Below are 21,945 nucleotides of genomic sequence, written 5' to 3' on the forward strand. Positions count from 1 at the left end.
CATACACGGCTCAACCGATCGCGCGAGAACGTGCCTTGAAGGCCGCCTTGCGGGCCGCCTTGGCCGTGTTCTGGTCCTCCAGGGAGCGTCCGAGCAGCTCAAGGACGTCGACGACGTCGGGGTGGTCGACCCGCCACATCTCCTCGATCACATGCACCGACGGGCCGGACGCCGACATGTTCTCGGCGAACGTCTCCGGGTCGTCCTCGGCGGACGGCATGGCCAGGGCGAGCATGTCCACGCTCATCCAGAGCACCTCCTCCTGTGTGAGCGCCGGGGCGGCCAGGCCACGCGCGGACAGCCAGTGGATGGCGTGCGGGCGCAGCTCCGCCTCCTCCAGGTAGGCGCGCACCGCGGCCTCGGCGTCGGGGCCGAGGCGGTCGACGATCGTCACCGCGATGCCCCTGGCGATCGCGGGGGCCCCGGAGGCGGCGCCCAGCAGCTCTGTGGCGGCCTCGTCGGGGGTCCGGTTCTCCAGCCAGCCCTCGATGTCGGCCTCGGCCAGCTCGGTGGGCATCCCGGAGAGCAGTCCCTCGATGAGCTCCGACGCGTCGGCGACGGTCAGGTCGGCGGCCTCGGGCGCCTCGATGCCCAGGTCCTCGTAGAACTCCCGCAGCCCCCACAGCGCCAGCGGGGTCAGCTCCAGGGCCTCGTCCCCGGGCTCGGCCATCCCGCAGTAGGCGAGCCGCCGCACGACCTCCTGAACGTCGATCTCCCCGTCCTCGACCAGCCCGATCTCCTCGAGGTAGTCGGCGACGAGGGGGATCGGCACCGGCGCCTGCAGGCGGTAGAGCATGTCGCACAGGCCGTAGAGCTCCTCGTCGAGGGAGCCGTCGCCGGTGACGGCGCCGCCGGTCTCCTTCTCCACGATGAACTCCACCACCGCCGCCCAGGTGCCGAGCGGGTCGAACTCCTCGCCGTCGAAGATGGCGGTGCCCTCCACCTCGACCAGGCCGGTGTACACGGCCAGGTTCCACAGGAGCGCGGGGTCGGTCACCGCGAGCTGCGCGGTCGCCTCGGCGGCGTCGCGGACCCTGAGCCGTCCCTTGACCGTCGGCGTGCGGCCCCCGGCCAGCATCCACTGGACCAGCCGCCGGACGTCCGTCACCAGGGGCACCCGCAGGACGCTCTCCGCGAGCGTCTCACGGGGCGCGAGCCGTACCGGGGGGAGCGGGGAGCAGCCGGGGCAGTCACAGACCTCAGGGGCGGGTTCCTCCACCGCCGACAGGGAGACGTCGCCCTGCTCCAGCGAGTCGGCGCCCATCGCGCTGAACAGGCTCTTGGCCATGCCGAACCGGGAGGTGTCGGCGAGCGCGACCGGCATCTCGGGCTCGATCCGGTCCAGGACGACCCGCATGCGGACGGCCATCTTGCCGCCGATCTCCTCGGTCGCGAGCAGGAAGTCGACCAGGGTGCGGGCGGCGGCGACGGTCTCGGAGGCGCTTTCGGGCGGGGCGATGACCTTGCGGGGGTAGATATTGAGCAGCAATTCCTCGAAGGCCACCGGGGTGAAGTCACCCAGCTCGTTCACGTCCAGATAGTCGCTCGCGTAGTCGCAGAGCAGCCGTACCTCGTCCACGTCAACGTCCAGGCCATGCGCACGCCCCCACGCGCGCAGGTCGTCTACGGCCCGATTCACCCATTCGATCGACACAGGGGAAAATTAACGGCTTACTGCCAGCACCGCGAATCGGGGAAATAACTCAAATCACATCGAGGGGGTCAATGCATACCCTGACCACCTCCGAAGCCTTACGTGCGGAGCGCACCCCGACCGCCCCTTTCAGCGCGGCGGCCAGCGCCGATCCGGCCCCTCGCGGAACCCTCACCATGGCACGTTCTCGCACTTGGTCCCCCTTGGGCGCGTCCACCGGAACCGGGCCGAGAACCTGCGCCTCGCCGGGCAGCGCCACCTCTCCGAGCATTTCCCTCACCGCCGCCGGAGACCCGGTGAGGGTCGCCAGCCTTACCGCGGGGGGGAAACCTAGTTCTGTCCTCTCGGCCAGTTCCCGTTCGGCGTGGGTGACGGGATCCCAGCGCAGCAGCGCCTGGACGGCGGGCACCGAGGAGTCCGCCATCACCACCAGCTCGGCCCGGGGCCGCAGCAGCGCCGCCGCGTTCATCCACCGGCGCAGCGTCTCCTCGGAGACCCTCAGGTCGGGCCGGCCGAGCAGCGCCCATCCGTCCAGCAGCACGGCGGCCGCGTAGCCGCCCTCGGCCACCGGTTCGGCCCCCGGGGTGGCCACCACCAGCGCGCGGGCGGGGCCGACCGTGGCGAGCACCCCCTCCTTGCCCGAGGTCCTGACCGGGATCGAGGGGAAGGCCCGCCCCAGCTCCTCCGCCGTACGGCGGGCGCCGACCACCTGTGCCCGCACCCGGGCCGCCCCGCAGGCCGGGCACCGCCACTCCCCCGCGATCCGGCCGCACCAGCGGCAGTAGGGAACGGCATGGCCGCTGCGCAGCGCGAGCGGTCCCCTGCAGTTCCCGCAGCGCGCCGTGGCCCGGCAGTTCTGGCACGCCAGCCCGGGCAGGTACCCCCGCCGGGGGACCTGCACCAGGACCGGGCCGCTTTCCAGCCCGGTGCGCAGCGTCCGCCAGGCGAGGCTGGGCAGCCGCGCCGCCCTGGCCGCCTCGTCCTTGGCCAGCTCCGAGTCCTCTCCCGCGGGATGGACCCTCGGGGCCCTGTTCCTGACCGTCTCGCGGGCGGCGGCGATGGGCCCCGCCCAGCCGGTGGCGATGAGCTGGGTGGACTCCGCCGTACGGGCGTATCCCCCGATGAGCAGGCCCGCGCGCGCCTGGTGGGCGCGCAGGGCGAGGATCTCCCTGGTGTGCGGGTACGGCGCGAGCCGCTCGGCGTGCAGGTCGTCCCCGTCGTCCCAGATCACCGCCAGCCCGAGGTCCTTGACCGGGGCGAACGCCGCCGCCCTCGTGCCGACCGCGACCCTCGCCTGACCCCGGAGCACCCGCAGCCACCGCCGGTAGCGCTCCGCGGGCCCCAGATCGGCGGTCAGCGCCACGTGCGTCCCGGGCCCCAGGACGACGCTCAGCGCCGCGTCGGCCAGTGCCACGTCCTTCCCGTCGGGGAGCACCACGAGGGCTCCCCTGCCCCCACGGAGGGTCTCCCGCACGGCCGTCGCCACCGCCGCCGCCCAGTCGGGTCCGCCCTCGCCCGTCCCGGGCAGAGCGGTCCACACGGCCCGGGGCGACCGTCCGTCGGCGAGAGCCGCCAGGAACGCCTCCCCGTCCGGGTAGTCCGCCCACGGCCCGGGCTCCGGCCGCTCTCCCCCCGCGCCTCCTTCGGCCCCTTCGGACGCCGCTCCCCCGTCCCCCTCGCTGTCTTCCCGCCCCGGGCCCGGGGGCGCCGGAGGCGTCGTGACCGACGGGTCCGAGGCTCCGCCGGCCTCCCGGCCCGGGACCGAAGACGCCTCGGCCGTCTCGTCCGGGGTCGAGGACACGGCGGCGTCCGGCCCCGGAACCGAGGAGACGGGAGCCTCCGGGTCCGCGGCCGGGGAGACGGAGGCGCCACCCGGAGCCGAGGGCACGGGCGCGCCCTCGGCCTCCACCCTGGCGTGGCGGGGCGGCACGGCCAGGCGGAGGACGTCGGCCAGGGTCCCGGCGTAGCGGTCGGCCACCGCGCGGGCCAGCAGGACGATCTCGGGGGTGAGCACGGGCTCGGCGGAGACGACCTTCTCCAGGCGGGCCAGCTTGCCCTGGTGCTCGGTGGTCTCCGCCCGCTCCAGCAGGAACCCGTCGACGAGCTTGCCCGCGAACCGGACCCGGACCCGGGAGCCGGGCACCGCGTCGGCGTCCAGGGTGGCGGGGACGACGTAGTCGAACGGACGGTCCAGATGCGGCAGCGGCATGTCCACGGCGACCCGCGCGACCGGCAGCACCGCGGCGGGCTCCGGCACGCCCCTGGCCGGGGCCGCCGTCTTGGGCAGCCTGGCCGTGGCGGCGGTCCTGGCCGTCTCGGCGGCCTTGGCCGCCCTGGCCCGCGCCGTCGCGGCACCGCCCGGCACGGGCCGCGCGCGCACGGCGTCGAGCGGCAGCAGGGCGTCGTCGTCCGAGGAGGGGCTGGCGTGGGTCACCCCCATGTCCTACCAGATACGGAAGGCCGTCCCACCGGATGGCGGCGACTCCGCGGGTGGCCCGTCGGGCGGAGGGCACCGGTCACGGGCGCGAGGCCCCGAGCCCACCGACCCCCTGGTATGGCCCGGGATGCGGGCACCGGTCACGGGCGCGAGGCCCCGGGCTCACCGATGTCACCCGGCCGCGGAACCTTCCGGCTTCCGGAACGACCGAATCGGCGTCTCCCACGATCGGAGTTCTCCGAGCCGTGGATCGCCTTCGACGGGAACCGCCACACGACACATGAACCTCCCTCCTCATCAAAAACCTGAATCCGAGATTCCAGTCTGTTCCCGGCCGCGCCCATCTCCCCATCGATACTTTCACCGGCTTCTCCGGACACATGAAACCCTTCGAAGAAGGGATGGCGAAGTCCGCCGGGAATCTCATGGACGAGACCACCGTCGAAGATCGAGACAAGCACGCCAAGAACCGTGGACCGGTCTTCGAGGGCCCGGATTACGCGCCCGGCGCGCAATTCTCAGCCGCGAGCGAGGCCAAAGGGAAAACGGATGAGAAAGGTCAGGAACGGGGGGATAGACCTTTCTCATCCATCGGCAAGAGGACCTCGCCGGGTCGGCATCACGACGGGGTCGGCCGATCAACCCATCCGGCCGATGATCGGCGATCCTGCGGTCGAGACCGTCGACCCGTTCGGAGACATCGGCGAAACCCGCCATGAAAGAACCCAGAAGAGAAACCACCCAACCGCTCTGGGCACGATTACCGGATTTCACGAACCGAAGAACCAACAATTCCCACCCGAAGCGCCTCCGAGTGACCCGGCCCTCACAGGCCCGTCACCGGACCGACAGCGACTCCCCGCCTCATATCCGGGTCACCTCGCAGGTACGGGCTCGGAGACCTCGAAAAGGATGAGAAAAGATTTGCAGACCACGCGATCCTCAAACGGGAGTGAAACCGAGCGCCGCGGCGGCCTCGCTCTGGCGAAGCGGAAAACGACATCACTTGCCGTTGATGTCGCCGTTGATCTTCATTCCCACCCCGGCGCCCACGGCAGTCCTCTGGTTGTTCCTGACGCCGGACATGCCGCGGCCCCCGTGAGGTTCCCTCACGGGGGCCGCCAGGTGGAGCCGAGGTCAGAGACCCGCGGCGACGCGCAGGCTCTCGGCGCGGTCGGTGGCCTCCCAGGAGAAGCCCTCGCGGCCGAAGTGTCCGTAGGCGGAGGTGCCCGAGTAGATCGGGCGGAGCAGGTCGAGGTCACGGATGATCGCGGCCGGGCGGAGGTCGAAGACCTTGAGCACGGCTTCCTGGATCTTCTCGGTCTCGATCTTCTCGGTGCCGAAGGTCTCGACGAACACGCCGACCGGGTGTGCCTTGCCGATGGCGTAGGCGACCTGGACCTCGGCGCGGTCGGCCAGTCCCGCGGCCACGATGTTCTTGGCGACCCAGCGCATGGCGTAGGCGGCCGAGCGGTCGACCTTGGACGGGTCCTTGCCGGAGAACGCGCCGCCGCCGTGGCGGGCCATGCCGCCGTAGGTGTCAACGATGATCTTGCGGCCGGTCAGTCCGGCGTCGCCCATCGGGCCGCCGATCTCAAAACGCCCGGTCGGGTTGACCAGCAGCTGGTAACCCTCGGTGTCGAGCTCCAGGCCGGCGAGCACCGGGTCGACCACGTGCTCCTTGATGTCCGGCGCGAGCATTTCCTTGAGGTCGATCTCGGCCGCGTGCTGGGTGGAGACCACCACGGTGTCGAGCCGGACCGGACGGTCGCCGTCGTATTCGATGGTGACCTGGGTCTTGCCGTCGGGGCGCAGGTACGGGACGGTGCCGTCCTTGCGGACCTGCGACAGGCGCTCGGCGAGGCGGTGTGCCAGCTGGATCGGCAGCGGCATCAGCTCGGGCGTCTCGCGGCAGGCGTAGCCGAACATCAGGCCCTGGTCGCCGGCGCCCTGACGGTCGAGCTCGTCGACGCCCTCGCCCTCACGGGTCTCGTAGGCGTCGTCGACGCCCTGGGCGATGTCGGGAGACTGCGCGCCGATGGACACCGACACACCGCAGGAGGCGCCGTCGAAGCCCTTGTGGGAGGCGTCGTAGCCGATCTCAAGGATCTTTTCCCGGATGAGACCGGGGATGTCGACATAGGTCTCCGTCGTCACCTCTCCGGCGACGTGGACCTGGCCAGTGGTGATCAGCGTCTCGACGGCGACACGGCTCTTGGGGTCACCCTTGAGCATGGCGTCGAGGATCGCGTCACTGATCTGGTCGGCGATCTTGTCCGGGTGGCCCTCGGTGACCGACTCGGAGGTGAACAGGCGACGGGACAAGTCAGTGGCTCCTCATGCAGCGGCTGCTGGCGTCTGGGGGCTCCGGCGTCGAACGGGACACCAGGAGCGCTCCGCCGAAGTCTAGCCCCACCAGGAGCGGCGTCGCGAAACCATCTCAAGCCCGGTTGCCGCGTGTTGCCCGCCGAGGCCGGAGCCCGGGGCCGGGCGGCCGATGATCGTCTGGCGGTGTCCGTCCCGATCGAGCCCGCCTGACCAGGCAGGACATCCAAAACCCACCATTGCCGGAGTCTTCCCCCAAACCCCCATAGAGTCCTCGCGGAGCTCATCGGAGCTCATTTGAGTTCTCTTCGGAGATGTGGGGCGCTCCCTCAGAGATGGGGCAGCGGGTCCGGGGGCAATGTCTCGGGCGCGAACACCTCGGCGTCGGCGGCGCCGATCACCGCCGCGTACTCCTCGTCGATCTTGAACACCATGCCCCCGAGCTCGATGGCAGCGCCCGCGGCGAACTCCACCGGGCCGAGCCGGGTCCGCCGGGCGTGGGTGGCGTGGACCGAGGCCGGCAGCGCCTGGTCGGAGAACGTGGCGGAGAGCGGGGAAAGCGTGGGCAGCGTGGACAGCACACAGATGGAGCGATCGGTGATCACGATCAGGAAGGACGCCGTCTCCGGGGAGCTCGCCGACGTCGCCGGCAGGATGTAGCGCAGATCCTCCCCCGGAGGGAGCAACGCGCGGCAACGAGCTCTGACAGCGGCGGGAACCGGCATGGTCAAATCCCTCCCTACTGCAACGTTCCAGGCCATCTCGGACGCAGTATCCGTCGCGAGAAGATCCCGGGCAAGCAGATCAGAGAAGACGCGCGACCGTGAGATCCCAGACCACGTCGGCGAGTGCCTCCTTGGGGCCTCGCGGGATGTCCACCCGCTCCCCGTCCGCGACCAGGACCACCGCCGCGTTGTCCGGGGTGCCGAAGGCGAGATTCTCGCCGACCTGGTTGACGACGAGCAGGTCGCAGCCCTTGCGGGCGAGCTTGGCCTGGCCGTTGGCGAGGACGTCGTCGGTCTCGGCCGCGAACCCCACGATCACCTGCGGGTACGGCTTGAGCCCTTCGCGGCGCCGCTCGCCCAGCTCAGCAAGGATGTCTGGATTTTTCACCAGATGGATGGCGTCAGGCTCCGCCGAGGTCTTCTTGATCTTCGACCCGCTCTGTTCCGAGGGCCGGAAGTCGGCGACGGCGGCGGCCATGACCACGGCGTCGGCGCCCTCCACCGCGTCCAGCACGGCGGCGCGCAACTCCAGGGCCGACTCCACCCGGACCATCCTGGCGCCCGCCGGGTCGGGCAGGGCCACGTTGGCGGCCACCAGCGTGACCTCGGCGCCTCGGGCGAGCGCCGTGCGGGCCAGCGCGTAGCCCTGGAGGCCGGAGGAGCGGTTGCCGATGAAGCGGACCGGGTCGATGGCCTCGCGCGTGCCACCGGCGGAGATCACCAGGCGGCGGCCCGCCAGGTCCGTGGAGCGCCCGGCGAGGATCCGGCGGCAGACCTCGAAGATCTCTCTGGGCTCGGGCAGCCGGCCCGGACCCGTGTCGGCGCCGGTCAGGCGGCCCACCGCGGGATCGATGACGATCGAGCCACGCTCGCGGAGCGTGGCGACGTTCGCCCGGGCCGCGGGGTGCTCCCACATCTCGGTGTGCATCGCCGGGGCGAACACCACCGGGCACCGCGCGGTGAGCAGGGTGTTGGTGAGCAGATCGCCCGCCAGGCCGTGGGCGGCCTTGGCGAGCACGTCGGCGGTGGCGGGTGCGACCACCACCAGGTCGGCGCCCTGCCCGATCCGGACATGGGGCACCTCGTGCACCGACTCCCAGACGTCGGTCGTCACCGGGTTGCCGGAAAGGGCGGCCCAGGTCGGCTCCCCGACGAAGCGGAGCGCCTCCCTCGTCGGCACGACGCGGACGTCGTGACCGGACTCGGTGAGGAGACGGAGCAGCTCGCACGCCTTGTAGGCGGCGATGCCCGCGCTCACACCGAGGACGACACTGCGCTTGCGACCGTCGGGCGTCGGCACGAGGGGACTAGCCCTCGATCGGCTCGGAGGTGAGCAGCCCCTCGCTGACCTCGCGCAGCGCGATGGACAGCGGCTTCTCCTGGGCGTGGGTCTCCACGAGCGGGCCGACGTATTCCAGCAGGCCCTCGCCGAGCTGGGAGTAGTAGGCGTTGATCTGACGCGCCCGCTTGGAGCCGAAGATCACAAGGCTGTACTTGCTGTCGACGATGTCGAGCAGCGCGTCGATCGACGGGTTGGTGATGCCTTCGGAATAGGCGGCGCTGGTTGCCACGTTGTGTTTCCCCTAGCTAGGTGAACGTCCGAAGCGTGAAGCCTCGGGAGCATCAGCCAACAAGGCTATCAGCCGATGACACACATCCTGGACGGATGTGTTGACCAGAGTCAGGTCGAACTCCTGCTCGGCCGCCATCTCGATCCGGCCCGCGGCGAGGCGGCGCGCGATGACGTCCTCGGGTTCGGTGCCCCGGCCGCGCAGGCGCTTCTCCAGCTCCTCCCAGCTCGGGGGGGCCAGGAAGATCAGGATCGCCTCCGGCATGGTCGCACGGACCTGCCGGGCGCCCTGCAGATCGATCTCCAGCAGCGTGGGCACACCCGCGGCGAGTTTGGAGAGCACCGGGCCTCGCGGCGTGCCGTACTTGTTCCCGGCGAACTCGGCCCACTCCAGCAGCTCGCCGGCGGCGGCGAGGCGGTCGAACTCCTCCTCGTCGGCGAAGAAGTACTCGACCCCGTGGACCTCTCCGGGGCGGGGTTTCCTGGTGGTCACCGAGACCGACAGCCACACCTCGGGGTGTGCCCGCCGAAGCTCGGCGACGACCGTGGACTTGCCTACGCCCGACGGCCCCGAAAGGACCGTGAGGCGGTTACCTGTCGGAAGTCCGGCGAAGGCTCGCGCCTCCTCCGGACTTCCGGCCGGGGATGTGGCGCGACCGGACCCGCTCTTCGCGGTTGCCTCCGGAGCCCGACTCTCGCCGGGCCACGACGTTCCGGTCACTCCAAACCCCCCGTGATACCGTCCCCCGCGAACGCGGGGTGAATGTGTTCGTACTGAACCGAGATTAGCTCTCGGCCCCGCCGAACTCACGCTCGAGCGAAGCCCGCTGGTTGGTACCGAGACCCCGCACGCGGCGGGACTCTGCGATGCCGAGTCGCTCCATGAGCTGCTTGGCGCGGACCTTGCCCACGCCGGGAAGCGACTCCAGAAGAGCCGAAACCTTCATCTTGCCGATGACGTCGTCGGCCTGCCCGTCTTTGAGCACCTCAGTGAGGGAGACCGCACCGTGCTTCAGGCGGTTTTTCACCTCGGCACGCTCTTTTCGTGCCTTCGCAGCCTTCTCTAGGGCTGCGGCGCGCTGCTCAGGGGTAAGGGGAGGAAGAGCCACGCCGGGTCACCTCGAATTTCCTGTCGATGTACTCGGACGGGAAGGGAAACTAGCTGGTCATGGCGCTTCAAGCAACGTCAAGGCCACTTTCTTCCCCGAGAAAATCTACTTCGTGACTTTGTGTAGTCGCGCTGTCGCATTCCGTCTATAAAACGACGCTCAGCGCCGCGTTTTCAGGGGGTGGATCACGCCGGCCTTCCGGTGGCCGCGGAGGTGCGCCGGAGCGACGCGGCGATCCCCGCGGCCGTCGCGCCGGGGTCGGCGGAGCCGGTGATCGGACGGCCGATCACGAGAAGATCCGCCCCGTCGGCGAAAGCCTGCTCGGGAGTCGCTACTCTTGCCTGATCCTGACTTTCGGCACCGGCGGGGCGGACGCCGGGAATGATCAGGGTGATGTCCGGCCCGACCTCCGCGCGCACCGTGGTGATCTCATGCGGCGAGCAGACGAGGGCCTGGGCGCCCGCGCCGACGGCCATGACCGCCAGGCGGCGTACGGCGTCACTCGCCGGGCCGTTCACACCGATTCGCTCCAGATCGGCCTCGGAGAGCGATGTGAGAAGTGTCACCGCCGCGATCTGGGTGTTGGGCAGGGCGTTCACCGCCGCCTCGATCATCGCGGGGCCACCGCTCGCGTGGACGGTCAGGATCGCGGGCTTGAGCCGGGCCACGGCGCCGGCCGCGCCCGCGACGGTGTTCGGGATGTCATGGAGCTTCAGGTCCAAGAACAGCCGCACGCCGCTCGCGCCGCGGACCGAGGCGATCACGTCGGGACCGTAGCGGAGATAGAGTTCGAGCCCGACCTTGACCGTGCTGACGTGAGGCGTCACCAGGCTCGCCCAGCGGGCCGCGGTCTCGAGATCGGGAGCGTCCAGGGCGACGGCGATGGGCGCGGGCGTCACCGGGACTCCGCCGGGATGCTTCGGTCTTCGAACCGGTGAGGAGTGGCGTTCATCGGGATCTGTGGGTTCCTTTCGCTGGTTTGGGACCATCGTGGCGAGAGACGGAGCCTGCGGCGTGTTCGGCGGCTCCGAGGCGTGAGGCGGCCGTGTGGGGAGGTCCCCCGGCCCCTGGGCGGAGCCGCGAACCGTCCGGCCCCGGCCGGGTTTCCCGGCCTGGGAGCCGGGAGGGCGTCTAGAGAGAACTCTCCTCCAGGTCTATCCGGTGCCGGGTGGTCGCCCCCGGCGGGCGATGGGCCAGCCCGACCGCGTCCGCCAGCCGGTGGAACCCCCGGGCGGCCAGAAGCTCCTCCAGCTCGCGCAGGATGCGCAGGCAGGCATATGGGTCGTGGAACAGCGCCGTGCCCACAGCGACGACACAGGCCCCCGCGAGGATGAGTTCAAAGGCGTCCTGACCGGTCAGCACGCCGCCCATGCCGATGATGGGCACGCTGGGCAGCGCCGCGTGGACCTGCCACACGCAGCGTACGGCCAGCGGCCGGATCGCGGGGCCGGACAGTCCGCCGGTGACCGCCGCGAGCGAGGGCCGCATGGCCTCGGTGTCGATGCTCATGCCGAGCGGGTTGTTGATCATCGAGAGCGCGTCGGCGCCGGCGTCCACGCACGCGCGGGCGACGCTCACGATGTCCATCACGTCCGGGGAGAGCTTGGCCACCACCGGCACGTCGTAGCGCATCACCGAACGCACCGAGGCGATCACCTCGGCCGAGGCCGCGCCGTCGCGGGCGAAGACCCGGCCCCGGTCCTCGATGTTGGGGCAGGACAGGTTGACCTCCACCGCGCCGACGCCGGGGGCGTCGGTGAGCCTGCGGGCGAGCGCGGTGTACTCGGCCACGGTGCCGCCGGCGACGGACACCACGGTCTTGACGCCCCGCTGATCCAGCCAGGGCAGCTCGCGCTCCAGGAAGGCGTCCACGCCGGGCCCCTGGAGCCCGATGGCGTTGAGCATGCCCGAGGGCGTCTCGGCCATCCTGGGGGTCGGACGGCCCGCCCTGGGGGCCATCGTGATCGACCGGGTGGTCAGCGCGCCGATCCGGCCCAGGTCGAAGAACTGGGCGAGCTCGGAGCCCGATGCCGCGCACCCCGCGGCCGTGGTGATCGGATTGACCAGTTCCACGTGCCCGAGGTACGTCCGCATGTCAACCGGCATTCCGCGTTCCCCCACCGGGAGCTCCCAGCGCGTCGAACGGGATCGTTCCCACGTCGTCGAAGCGGACGCGCTCGCCCCGGAAGACCGGTCCTTCGACGCACGAGCGCACCATCCGGGTGACACCGTCGTCCCCGATGACCGGAAGCACGCAGGTCATGCAGACGCCGACGCCGCACGCCATCTGCTCCTCCACGGCCACCTGGACGGGGATGTCGAACTCGACCGCCACCGCGGTGACGCCGCCCAGCATCGGCATCGGGCCGCAGGCGTAGACCGCGTCGGCCCGGACGTCGGCGATCACCCCGGGCAGCACGTCGGTCACCCGGCCGCGCATGCCCAGCGAGCCGTCCTCGGTGGTCAGCGTGGTGGTCTCCCCCATCCTCCTGGCGCGCAGCGCGCCGAACACCCGGTCGGCCGAGACCGCTCCGAGCACGAAGTCGACGCGGCAGCCGCGCTGCTGGAGGGCGTCGGCCACGGGGAACAGCGTCGCCGAGCCGTACTCCCCGCCGACCAGGACGCAGGTCACCGGGTCCCGCGGCAGCGGGAACGAGCGCCCGAGCGGGCCGACCAGGTCCAGGGTGTCGCGGGCACGGCGTTCGGCCAGCCAGGCCGTACCGGGTCCGCGCACGGTGAAGACGAACTCCACCGTGCCGCCGTAGTCGGGTTTGACGTCGTGGACGGAGAAGGCACGGCGCGTCAGCATCGACGTCCGGGCCCCGCCGACGGCCACTCCCACGAAGTGGCCCGGCCGGAACCGCTCGGCGATGCCGGGCGCCACCACGGTCAGCGCATGATAGGCGTCGACCCGGCGCGTCGTCAGCACCGTGCCCGTCACCTGTACCGGAGTAACAGGCGTCTCCCTCACCTCCGCTCAAGGCGTCGACCCCGCAGGGGAACGGATCCTCCCCTCAGCTACTCCGCAACAGCTTGGCGTGCTCCTGGAGCGACCGTACGCCGATGTCGCCGCGGACGATCGCCTGGATGCCCTGAACCGCGGCGGCCAGCCCCTGGACGGTCGTGATGCAGGGGATGCCCCGCAGCACGGCCGCGGTGCGGATCTCGTAGCCGTCCAGCCGGGGCCCGGACTGGCCGGGGCTGCCGAAGGGAGTGTTCACGATGAGATCCACCTCCCCGTCCAGGATGCGCCGGACGATGGTCTGCTCCCCTTCGGGACCGATTCCCTCGCTCTGCTTTCGCACGATCTTGGCACGTACGCCGTTACGGCGCAGCACCTCCGCGGTTCCCTCGGTGGCCAGAATCTCGAAACCGAGGTCGGCGAGAGCCTTGACCGGGAAGATCATCGCCCGTTTGTCACGGTTCGCGACCGAGACGAACGCCCGTCCCTTGACCGGCAGCGATCCGTAGGCGGCGGCCTGCGACTTGGCGTAGGCCGTGCCGAAGAACTCGTCGATGCCCATGACCTCGCCCGTGGAGCGCATCTCGGGGCTCAGCACGATGTCGACGCCGCGGAACCGGTTGAACGGCAGCACCGCCTCCTTGACCGCGATGGGCGCGTCCAGCGGCATCGTGCCGCCGTCGCCCTCGGACGGCAGCATGCCCTCGGCGCGCAGCTCGGCCACGGTGGCGCCCATCATCACGCGGGCCGCCGCCTTGGCCAGCGGCACCGCCGTGGCCTTGGAGACGAACGGCACCGTACGGCTGGCGCGCGGGTTGGCCTCCAGCACGTACAGGATGTTGGCCGACAGGGCGTACTGCACGTTCAGCAGGCCGCGCACGCCCACGCCCCTGGCGATGGCCTCGGTGGCGGCGCGGATGCGCTTGATGTCGTGGCCGCCGAGGGTCATCGGGGGCAGCGAGCACGCCGAGTCGCCGGAGTGGATGCCGGCCTCCTCGATGTGCTCCATCACGCCGCCGAGGTAGAGCTCCTCGCCGTCGAACAGCGCGTCCACGTCGATCTCGACGGCCTCGTCGAGGAACTTGTCCACCAGCACCGGGTGGTCGCTGGCCGCGCCCGCCTTCCTCATGTAGGCGCTGAGCGTCTCGTCGTCGTAGACGATGGCCATGCCGGCGCCGCCCAGGACGTAGGAGGGACGGACCAGGACCGGGTAGCCGATCTCCTCGGCGATGGCCAGGGCCTCGTCCACGGTCACCGCGACGCCGTGCTTGGGCGCCGGCAGGCCGGCCTCGGCCAGGACCCGGCCGAACGCGCCGCGCTCCTCGGCGAGGTGGATCGACTCCGGCGAGGTGCCGACGATCGGGACCCCGGCGTCCTTGAGGGACTGGGCCAGGCCGAGCGGGGTCTGGCCGCCGAGCTGGACGATGACGCCCACGACCGTGCCGGTCTGCTGCTCGGCGTGGACGACCTCCAGGACGTCCTCCAGGGTGAGCGGCTCGAAGTAGAGCCGGTCGGAGGTGTCGTAGTCGGTGGAGACCGTCTCGGGGTTGCAGTTGACCATGACGGTCTCGTAACCGGCCGCGGACAGCTCGAAGGAGGCGTGCACGCACGCGTAGTCGAACTCGATGCCCTGGCCGATCCGGTTGGGCCCCGAGCCGAGGATGAGGACCTTGGGACGGTCGCCGTACGGGACCTCGGTCTCCTCGTCGTAGGTGGAGTACAGGTAGGGCGTCTGGGCGGCGAACTCGGCGGCGCAGGTGTCGACGGTGTTGTAGACCGGCCGGACGCCGAGCGCGTGGCGCAGGTCGCGGACCCGGGGCTCGGTCATGTCGCGGAGCTCGGCGATCTGCACGTCGCTGAAGCCGAGGCGCTTGACCCTCGTCAGCACCTCGGCGGTCAGCTGGGGCGCCTCGCGCAGTTCCGCCGCGGCCTCGTCGATCACGTACAGCTGGTCCAGGAACCACGGGTCGATCGAGGTGGCCTCGAAGAGCTCCTCGGCGGTGGCCCCGGCCCGGATGGCCTGCTGCATGGTGAACAGGCGGCCGTCGTGCGGGGTGCGGCAGGCCGAAAGGAGCTCGTCCTTGGCTCCCGGCTCCCCGGCCCAGGTGAAGACCGCCCCCTTCTTCTCCAGCGAGCGCAGCGCCTTCTGCAGGGCCTCGGGGAAGGACCTGCCGATGGCCATGGCCTCGCCGACCGACTTCATGTGGGTCGTCAGGGTCTGATCGGCCCCGGCGAACTTCTCGAACGCGAAGCGCGGCACCTTGACCACGATGTAGTCGAGCGAGGGCTCGAACGACGCCGGGGTCTCCTTGGTGATGTCGTTGGGGATCTCGTCCAGGGTGTAGCCGATGGCCAGCTTCGCCGCGATCTTCGCGATCGGGAAGCCGGTGGCCTTCGAGGCGAGCGCGCTGGAACGTGACACGCGCGGGTTCATCTCGATGACGACCATGCGCCCGGTGCGCGGGTCGACGGCGAACTGGATGTTGCAGCCGCCGGTGTCGACGCCGACCTCGCGGATGACCGCGATGGCGACGTCGCGCATGTTCTGGTACTCGCGGTCGGTGAGGGTCAGGGCGGGGGCCACGGTGACGCTGTCGCCGGTGTGCACGCCCATCGGGTCGATGTTCTCGATGGAGCAGACGATGACGACGTTGTCGGCCCGGTCGCGCATGACCTCGAGCTCGTACTCCTTCCACCCGATGATGGACTCCTCCAGGAGCACCTCGGTGGTCGGCGAGGCGTCGAGGCCCGCTCCCGCGATGCGGCGCAGCTCGTCCTCGTCGTAGGCGAATCCGGAGCCGACGCCGCCCATCGTGAAGGAGGGCCGCACGACCAGCGGGTAGCCCAGCTCGCCCGCGGCGGCCACGCACTCGTCCATGGTGTGGCAGACGAAGCTGCGGGCCGACTCCGCGTTGAGGCCGCGCTCCTCGGCGACCTTGGTCACGATGCCCTTGAACAGCTCGCGGTTCTCGCCCGCCTGGATGGCGTCCACGTCGGCGCCGATCAGCTCGACCTGGTACTTGGCCAGGATTCCGGCCTCGTACAGGTCGATCGCCGCGTTCAGCGCGGTCTGGCCGCCGAGGGTGGCCAGCAGCGCGTCGGGGCGCTCCTTGGCGATGATCTTCTCGATGATGTCCGGGGTGATCGGCTCGATGTAGGTGGCGTCGGCGAACTCGGGGTCCGTCATGATCGTCGCCGGGTTGCTGTTGACGAGGATCACGCGAAAGCCCTCGGCGCGCAGCACGCGGCAGGCCTGGGTGCCCGAGTAGTCGAACTCGCATGCCTGGCCGATCACGATCGGCCCTGAGCCGATCACCATGATCGACTGGATGTCCGTGCGCTTAGGCACCCTTGCTTCCCTTCGTGTTCGTGGTCGCGCCCGGCTTCCCGTGCGCCGTCCCCGCCGCCTCGCCCGTTCCGCGGGCCTGTTCCATCAGCGCGCAGAAGTCGTCGAACAGGCCGGCGGAGTCGTGCGGGCCGGCCGCGGCCTCGGGGTGGTACTGGACGCTGTAGGCGGGGCGGTCGACCAGGCGAAGTCCCTCCACGCAGTCGTCGTTGAGGTTGACGTGGCTGACCTCCGCCGGGCCGTAGGCGGTCTCGAAGGTCCCCTCCAGCGGAGCCTGTACGGCGAAGCCGTGGTTGTGCGCGGAGATCTCCACCTTGCCGGTGCGCCGGTCCTGGACCGGCTGGTTGACCCCGCGGTGGCCGTAGCGCAGCTTGTAGGTGCCCAGGCCCAGGGCCCGGCCGAAGATCTGGTTGCCGAAGCAGATGCCGAAGAACGGGACGCCCGCGTCCAGGATCCCGCGAAGCGCTTCGACCGGACCGTCGGCGGTGGCGGGGTCGCCGGGGCCGTTGGAGAAGAAGACGCCGTCCGGGCCGAGCGCGAGGATCTCCTCGGCGGTGGCGGAGGCCGGCAGGACGTGCACCTCACAGCCGCGCTCGGCCATCCGGTGCGGGGTCATCGCCTTGATGCCGAGGTCGACGGCGGCCACGGTGAAGCGCTTCTCCCCGATGGGGGCGACGACGTAGGGCTCCTTCGTGGAGACCTCCCGCGCCAGGTCCGCGCCCTCCATGCCGGGACTGCGGCGGACCCGCTCCAGGAGCTCCTCGACCGGGGCGAGCGCCGCGCCGGAGAAGACCCCGGCGCGCATGGCGCCCCGCTCGCGCAGGTGCCGGGTGAGGGCGCGGGTGCCGGGGATGGCGATGCCGACGACGCCCTGCGCCTTGAGGTAGTCGTCCAGCGAGCGGCCCGCGCGCCAGTTGGAGAAGACTCGGGCGGGCTCGCGCACCACGTAGCCGGAGACCCAGACCCGCGAGGACTCCGGGTCCTCGTCGTTGACCCCGGTGTTGCCGATGTGCGGCGCGGTCATCGCGACGATCTGGCGATGGTAGGAGGGGTCGGTCAGGGTTTCCTGGTAGCCGGTCATCCCCGTGTTGAAGACCATCTCGCCGAAGGTCTCGCCCTCGGCGCCGTAGGGGGTTCCGTGGAAGACACGTCCGTCTTCCAGCACTAGCACTGCGGTCACTCAAACACCCCGATCATCTCGGTCATTGCTCCGCAAAGTATGAAATATCCGATGTTCTGGAGGGGCGTTCCTCCACGATGTGGGACGCCCTCTCCCGACGGCCGCAGCGGCTGTGTCGTTATCGGAGGCGTCACGCGAGCTTTCCGTTCAGCACGGTCGGCCTGCCCCGCAGGAAGGTGGCCACGACCCGGCCGGGGAGGCTCCTGCCCTCGTACGGGGTGTTACGGCTCTTGGAGGCGTAGCCCGACGGGTCCACCTCGGCGCGCACGGAGGCGTCGTAGAGGGTGATGTTGGCCGGGGCCCCGACCTCGATCGACCGGCCGTGACCCGGGAGCCGTCCGATCCTGGCGGGGGCGAGGGACATGCGTTCGGCGACACCGGCCCAGTCGAGCAACCCGGTCTCCACCATGGCCTCCTGAACCACCGACAGCGCCGTCTCCAGGCCGATCATGCCCATGGCCGCGGCGGTCCACTCGGTCTCCTTGTCCTCGACCGGGTGCGGAGCGTGGTCGGTGGCCACGCAGTCGATCGTGCCGTCGGCCAGCGCCTCGCGCAACGCCTCGACGTCCGCGCGGGTGCGCAGCGGCGGGTTCACCTTGTAGATCGGGTTGTACGCGCCGACGGGAGAGTCCTCGACGAGATCGTCGGTGAGGAGCAGGTGGTGCGGGGTCACCTCGGCGGTGACGTCCCAGCCCTTCGACTTGGCCCAGCGGAGGATCTCCACGGAGCCCGCCGTGGAGACGTGGCAGACGTGCAGGCGGGAGCCGACGTGGGCGGCGAGCAGGCAGTCGCGGGCGATGACCGCCTCCTCGGCGACCGCGGGCCATCCGGTCAGGCCGAGCCTGCCGGAGACCGCGCCCTCGTTCATCTGCGCGCCGGAGGTCAGGCGCGGCTCCTGGGCGTGCTGGGCGATCACGCCGTCGAAGGCCTTGACGTACTCCAGCGCGCGGCGCATGAGCACCGCGTCGGAGACACACTTGCCGTCGTCGGAGAAGACGCGGACCTGCGCGGCGGAGTCGGCCATCGCGCCGAGCTCGGCCAGGCGCTCGCCCCCGAGGCCGACGGTGACGGCGCCGACCGGCCGCACGTCGCAGTACCCGGCCTCCTGGCCGAGGCGCCAGACCTGCTCGACGACGCCGGCGGTGTCGGCGACCGGCTCGGTGTTGGCCATGGCGTGGACCGCGGTGTAGCCGCCGAGGGCGGCGGCGCGGGTTCCGGTGCCGACGGTCTCGGCGTCCTCGCGGCCGGGTTCGCGCAGGTGGGTGTGGAGATCGACCAGGCCGGGCAGGGCGATGAGTCCCTGGGCCTCGACCGTCTCGTCACCGGTCAGCCCCTGGCCGCTCTCGCGGAGCTCGGCCACGACGCCGTCGCGGATCAGGATGTCCTTCGGCTCGCCGCCGAGGATCCTCGCGCCCTTGATGACGATGCTCACTGAATCTCTCCCCCGAGGTCGGCGCCGCCAAGCAGCAGGTACAGAACGGCCATGCGAGTGGTCACACCGTTGGCGACCTGCTCGACGATCGTCGAGCGCGGCGAGTCGGCCACCTCCGCCGCGATCTCCATTCCCCGGTTCATCGGACCGGGATGCATCACGATGGCCTCGTCGGGCATCTTGGCGACGCGGTCGCGGTCGAGGCCGTAGCGGCGGCTGTACTCCCGCTCGGTGGGGAAGAACGCCGCGTTCATGCGCTCGCGCTGCACGCGCAGCATCATCACCACGTCGGACTTGGGCAGCACGGCGTCGAGATCGTAGGAGACCTGGCACGGCCAGGAGTCCACGCTCACCGGGAACAGGGTCGGCGGGGCGACCAGGGTCACCTCGGCGCCGAGCGTGCTGAGCAGCAGCACGTTGGAGCGGGCCACCCGGCTGTGCAGCACGTCGCCGACGATGGTGATCTTCCTGCCGTCCAGCGCGCCGAGGCGGCGGCGCATGGTGAAGGCGTCGAGCAGGGCCTGGGTGGGGTGCTCGTGGGTGCCGTCACCGGCGTTGACGACGCTGCCGCGCACCCAGTTGGCCAGCCGGTGCGGCGCGCCGGAGGCGCCGTGGCGGATGACGACGGCGTCCGCGCCCATCGCCTCCAGGGTGAGCGCGGTGTCCTTGAGCGACTCGCCCTTGGAGACGCTGGAGCCCTTGGCGGAGAAGTTGATGACATCGGCCGACAGGCGCTTGGCCGCGGCCTCGAAGGAGATCCTGGTCCGGGTGGAGTCCTCGAAGAAGAGGTTCACCACGGTGCGCCCGCGCAGGGTCGGCAGCTTCTTGATGGAACGTTCCGAGATCTTCGCCAGTTCGTCGGCGGTGTCCAGGATCAGCAGGGCGTCGTCACGGCTCAGGTCGGCCGCCGAGATCAGGTGCCGCTTCACTTCTCGTCCTCCTTCAGCAGCAGAACCGCGTCGCGTCCGTCGTTCTCCTCCAGGTAGACCTTGACGATCTCGGACTTGGAGGTCGGGAGGTTCTTGCCCACGTAGTCGGCCCGGATGGGCAGCTCGCGGTGACCGCGGTCCACCAGGGCGGCGAGCTGTACGGCCTGCGGACGGCCCAGGTCGTTGAGCGCGTCGAGCGCGGAGCGGACGGTGCGCCCGGAGTAGAGGACGTCGTCGACCAGGACGACGATCTTGCCGTCTATGCCGTCGGCGGGCAGTTCCGTGCGACCCAGCGCGCGGGCGGGACGGAGGCGGAGGTCGTCGCGGTACATCGTCACGTCGAGGGAGCCGACGGGCACCGAACGGCCTTCGAACTGCCTGATGTGGGCGGCCAGGCGATGGGCTAGGTGAACGCCCCGGGTGGGGATCCCCAGCAGGACGATGTCCCGGGCGCCCTTGGTGCGCTCAAGGATCTCGTGGGAGATGCGGATCAGCGCGCGATTGATGTCAGGTCCTTCGAGGACCGCACGGGCGCTGCTCTGAGCATGCGAAACGGCATCAGCCAAAGAAAACACCACCTTTCCCGCCTCACAGGACGGGGCTTAAAGGAAGTCAGCGTCCTCACGGTAGCAGCCGGAGGCCGGCTCCTCAGAATCACCCCCTTGCCTACCTAACATGGACAAACCGCCACAATGGCTCAACGTGCGCCCCCGCAGGTGGCGCGGGTTTCACCCCTTCCACCCACGGGGATCTTTTTCGGTATTAATCATGAATGGGTGATATGGGGGCATCTGTGCCTGGGGGCGCGCCTGTTTCGCGAGAGACCGCCGTCGCGGTCGAGGCGAGGGACGGGGAGACGCCCAGCGGCATGACACGGCCTCCGCAGGCGTCACATCCCGCCGGCCCAGGGCAGGTCCGGTGGCCTGGTCACCGCGGAACGAGCCAGACCCGCCGAACCGTCGCGGCACCACGCCGCGCCTTCTCCCCAGAGTCAAAGCCCGGGGTTTCCACGCTGGAGGAATGAGATGACTTTTAACGTCGGCTCCGAGGTGGGCCGTCTTCACCAGGTCCTGCTGCACAGGCCCGAGCTGTCCCTGAAGAGGCTCACCCCCTCGAACATGCACGACTTCCTCTTCGACGACGTGCTGTGGGTGCAGCGCGCGGTGGAGGAGCACGAGGAGTTCCAGCGGGTGCTGCGCGAACGCGGCGTCGTCGTCCACATGCTGACGGATCTGCTGCGCGAGACGGTCGACATCCCCGAGGCCCGCAAGTTCATCCTCGACCACATCATCGACGAGCGGTACTTCGGGCCGATGGCCGTCGACGCCCTCCGCAACGCGCTGGACGCGATGGACTCCGCCGAGCTCCAGCTGTACCTCACCGGCGGCATCACCAAGCGCGAACTCGTGGAGAAGGGCACCGACCCCAAGAGCCTCGCGTTCCACACGCTCGCGCCGGACGACTTCATCCTGCCGCCGCTGCCCAACCACCTGTTCACCCGCGACACCTCCTGCTGGATCTACGACGGCGTCTCCATCAACTCGATGAGGAAGAAGGCCCGCCAGCGCGAGACCGTGAACTACGAGGCCGTCTACCGCTACCACCCGTCGTTCGCCCCCGGCTACGACAGGCCCGGCGAGGGCGGCTACAACGTCTGGATGGACGGGCTGGCCGCCGCGCCGGCCACCGTCGAGGGCGGCGACGTACTCGTCATCGGCCGGGGAGCCGTACTGGTCGGGATGAGCGAGCGCACCCAGCCGCAGGCGGTGGAGATGCTCGCGCGGAGCCTGTTCGCCAAGGGCTCGGCACAGAAGATCGTCGCGTTGCACATGCCGAAGGCACGGGCGTTCATGCACCTGGACACGGTCATGACCAACGTGGACGTCGGGGTGTTCACCAAGTTCGCGGGCCTGGGCATGCTGCCCTCCTACACGGTCGAACCCGGGGACACCGAGAAGGAGCTCAAGATCACCGATCACGCTCCCGAGGACATGCACAAGGCCATCGGACGGGCCATCGGCCTGGACGACATCAAGGTCCTCACCCCGACGCAGGACGTCTACTCGGCCGAGCGGGAGCAGTGGGACGACGGCTGCAACGTGCTGGCCCTCGAACCCGGCGTGGTCGTCGCCTACGAGCGCAACACCACCACCAACAACTTCCTGCGCGGCCACGGCATCGAGGTGATCACGATCAGGGGCAGCGAGCTCGGCCGCGGCCGCGGCGGGCCGCGGTGCATGAGCTGCCCGCTCGAACGCGACGGAATCTGAACAAGA

General features: G+C 70.4%; 17 protein-coding genes. 1 reads left to right on the top strand and 16 read right to left on the bottom strand.

Features of this window, described 5'->3' with window-relative positions; all coding sequences use genetic code 11:
* Window positions 1-10 precede the first annotated feature (10 nt).
* The 16 genes from J2853_RS21240 to pyrR all read right to left on the bottom strand — a co-directional run bounded on the left by J2853_RS21240 (window position 11) and on the right by pyrR (window position 20,235).
* Window positions 11-1,654, bottom strand: coding sequence for a hypothetical protein (locus J2853_RS21240; protein WP_307560551.1), 1,644 nt, complete (start codon window positions 1,652-1,654; stop codon window positions 11-13).
* A gap of 49 nt (window positions 1,655-1,703) precedes the next feature.
* Complete coding sequence (locus tag J2853_RS21245) at window positions 1,704-4,088, bottom strand: primosomal protein N' (RefSeq protein ID WP_307560553.1); 2,385 nt, start codon at window positions 4,086-4,088, stop codon at window positions 1,704-1,706.
* Window positions 4,089-5,228: 1,140 nt separating this feature from the next.
* The gene (gene metK, locus J2853_RS21250; RefSeq protein WP_307560555.1) at window positions 5,229-6,416 is read right to left on the bottom strand and encodes a methionine adenosyltransferase; all 1,188 of its coding nucleotides are present in this window, start codon (window positions 6,414-6,416) and stop codon (window positions 5,229-5,231) included.
* Between the two features lie 329 nt (window positions 6,417-6,745).
* Window positions 6,746-7,141, bottom strand: coding sequence for a hypothetical protein (locus J2853_RS21255; protein WP_307560556.1), 396 nt, complete (start codon window positions 7,139-7,141; stop codon window positions 6,746-6,748).
* Between the two features lie 79 nt (window positions 7,142-7,220).
* Window positions 7,221-8,441, bottom strand: coding sequence for a bifunctional phosphopantothenoylcysteine decarboxylase/phosphopantothenate--cysteine ligase CoaBC (coaBC, locus tag J2853_RS21260; protein ID WP_307560558.1), 1,221 nt, complete (start codon window positions 8,439-8,441; stop codon window positions 7,221-7,223).
* A gap of 7 nt (window positions 8,442-8,448) precedes the next feature.
* Window positions 8,449-8,712: a DNA-directed RNA polymerase subunit omega gene (rpoZ, locus tag J2853_RS21265; RefSeq protein WP_030909981.1), complete on the bottom strand. Its 264-nt coding sequence runs from the start codon at window positions 8,710-8,712 to the stop codon at window positions 8,449-8,451.
* A 12-nt stretch (window positions 8,713-8,724) separates the two neighbouring features.
* Entirely contained in the window at window positions 8,725-9,432 is a 708-nt protein-coding gene (gmk, locus tag J2853_RS21270) for a guanylate kinase (protein ID WP_307560562.1), read from the bottom strand.
* A 64-nt stretch (window positions 9,433-9,496) separates the two neighbouring features.
* A complete protein-coding gene (mihF, locus tag J2853_RS21275) occupies window positions 9,497-9,820 on the bottom strand; it encodes an integration host factor, actinobacterial type (protein ID WP_307560564.1) in 324 nt (107 codons plus the stop codon).
* A gap of 185 nt (window positions 9,821-10,005) precedes the next feature.
* Window positions 10,006-10,719 (bottom strand): orotidine-5'-phosphate decarboxylase, encoded by a 714-nt coding sequence (gene pyrF / locus J2853_RS21280; protein ID WP_307560566.1) that lies wholly within the window; start codon window positions 10,717-10,719, stop codon window positions 10,006-10,008.
* Between the two features lie 232 nt (window positions 10,720-10,951).
* Complete coding sequence (locus tag J2853_RS21285; RefSeq protein WP_307560567.1) at window positions 10,952-11,926, bottom strand: dihydroorotate dehydrogenase; 975 nt, start codon at window positions 11,924-11,926, stop codon at window positions 10,952-10,954.
* Window positions 11,916-12,761, bottom strand: coding sequence for a dihydroorotate dehydrogenase electron transfer subunit (locus tag J2853_RS21290; protein WP_307560569.1), 846 nt, complete (start codon window positions 12,759-12,761; stop codon window positions 11,916-11,918). Before J2853_RS21290 ends, J2853_RS21285 begins: the two co-directional genes overlap by 11 nt.
* 73 nt (window positions 12,762-12,834) lie before the next feature.
* Window positions 12,835-16,131, bottom strand: coding sequence for a carbamoyl-phosphate synthase large subunit (carB, locus tag J2853_RS21295; RefSeq protein WP_307560571.1), 3,297 nt, complete (start codon window positions 16,129-16,131; stop codon window positions 12,835-12,837).
* A complete protein-coding gene (carA, locus tag J2853_RS21300) occupies window positions 16,124-17,308 on the bottom strand; it encodes a glutamine-hydrolyzing carbamoyl-phosphate synthase small subunit (protein WP_307560573.1) in 1,185 nt (394 codons plus the stop codon). Before carA ends, carB begins: the two co-directional genes overlap by 8 nt.
* 130 nt (window positions 17,309-17,438) lie before the next feature.
* Entirely contained in the window at window positions 17,439-18,740 is a 1,302-nt protein-coding gene (locus tag J2853_RS21305; RefSeq protein ID WP_307560575.1) for a dihydroorotase, read from the bottom strand.
* Window positions 18,737-19,669 carry an aspartate carbamoyltransferase catalytic subunit gene (locus J2853_RS21310; RefSeq protein ID WP_307560576.1) on the bottom strand — a complete coding sequence of 311 codons (933 nt, stop codon included), beginning with the start codon at window positions 19,667-19,669 and terminating at the stop codon, window positions 18,737-18,739. The genes J2853_RS21305 and J2853_RS21310 overlap by 4 nt, the downstream gene beginning before the upstream one ends.
* Entirely contained in the window at window positions 19,666-20,235 is a 570-nt protein-coding gene (gene pyrR / locus J2853_RS21315; RefSeq protein WP_307560579.1) for a bifunctional pyr operon transcriptional regulator/uracil phosphoribosyltransferase PyrR, read from the bottom strand. The genes J2853_RS21310 and pyrR overlap by 4 nt, the downstream gene beginning before the upstream one ends.
* Window positions 20,236-20,694: 459 nt before the next feature.
* On the opposite strand from pyrR, the gene J2853_RS21320 reads away from it, so the two are divergent.
* Window positions 20,695-21,939, top strand: coding sequence for an arginine deiminase (locus J2853_RS21320; protein WP_307560581.1), 1,245 nt, complete (start codon window positions 20,695-20,697; stop codon window positions 21,937-21,939).
* Window positions 21,940-21,945 lie beyond the last annotated feature (6 nt).

The sequence above is a fragment of the Streptosporangium lutulentum genome (assembly GCF_030811455.1).
In the GTDB taxonomy this organism is placed as follows: Bacteria; Actinomycetota; Actinomycetes; order Streptosporangiales; family Streptosporangiaceae; genus Streptosporangium; species Streptosporangium lutulentum.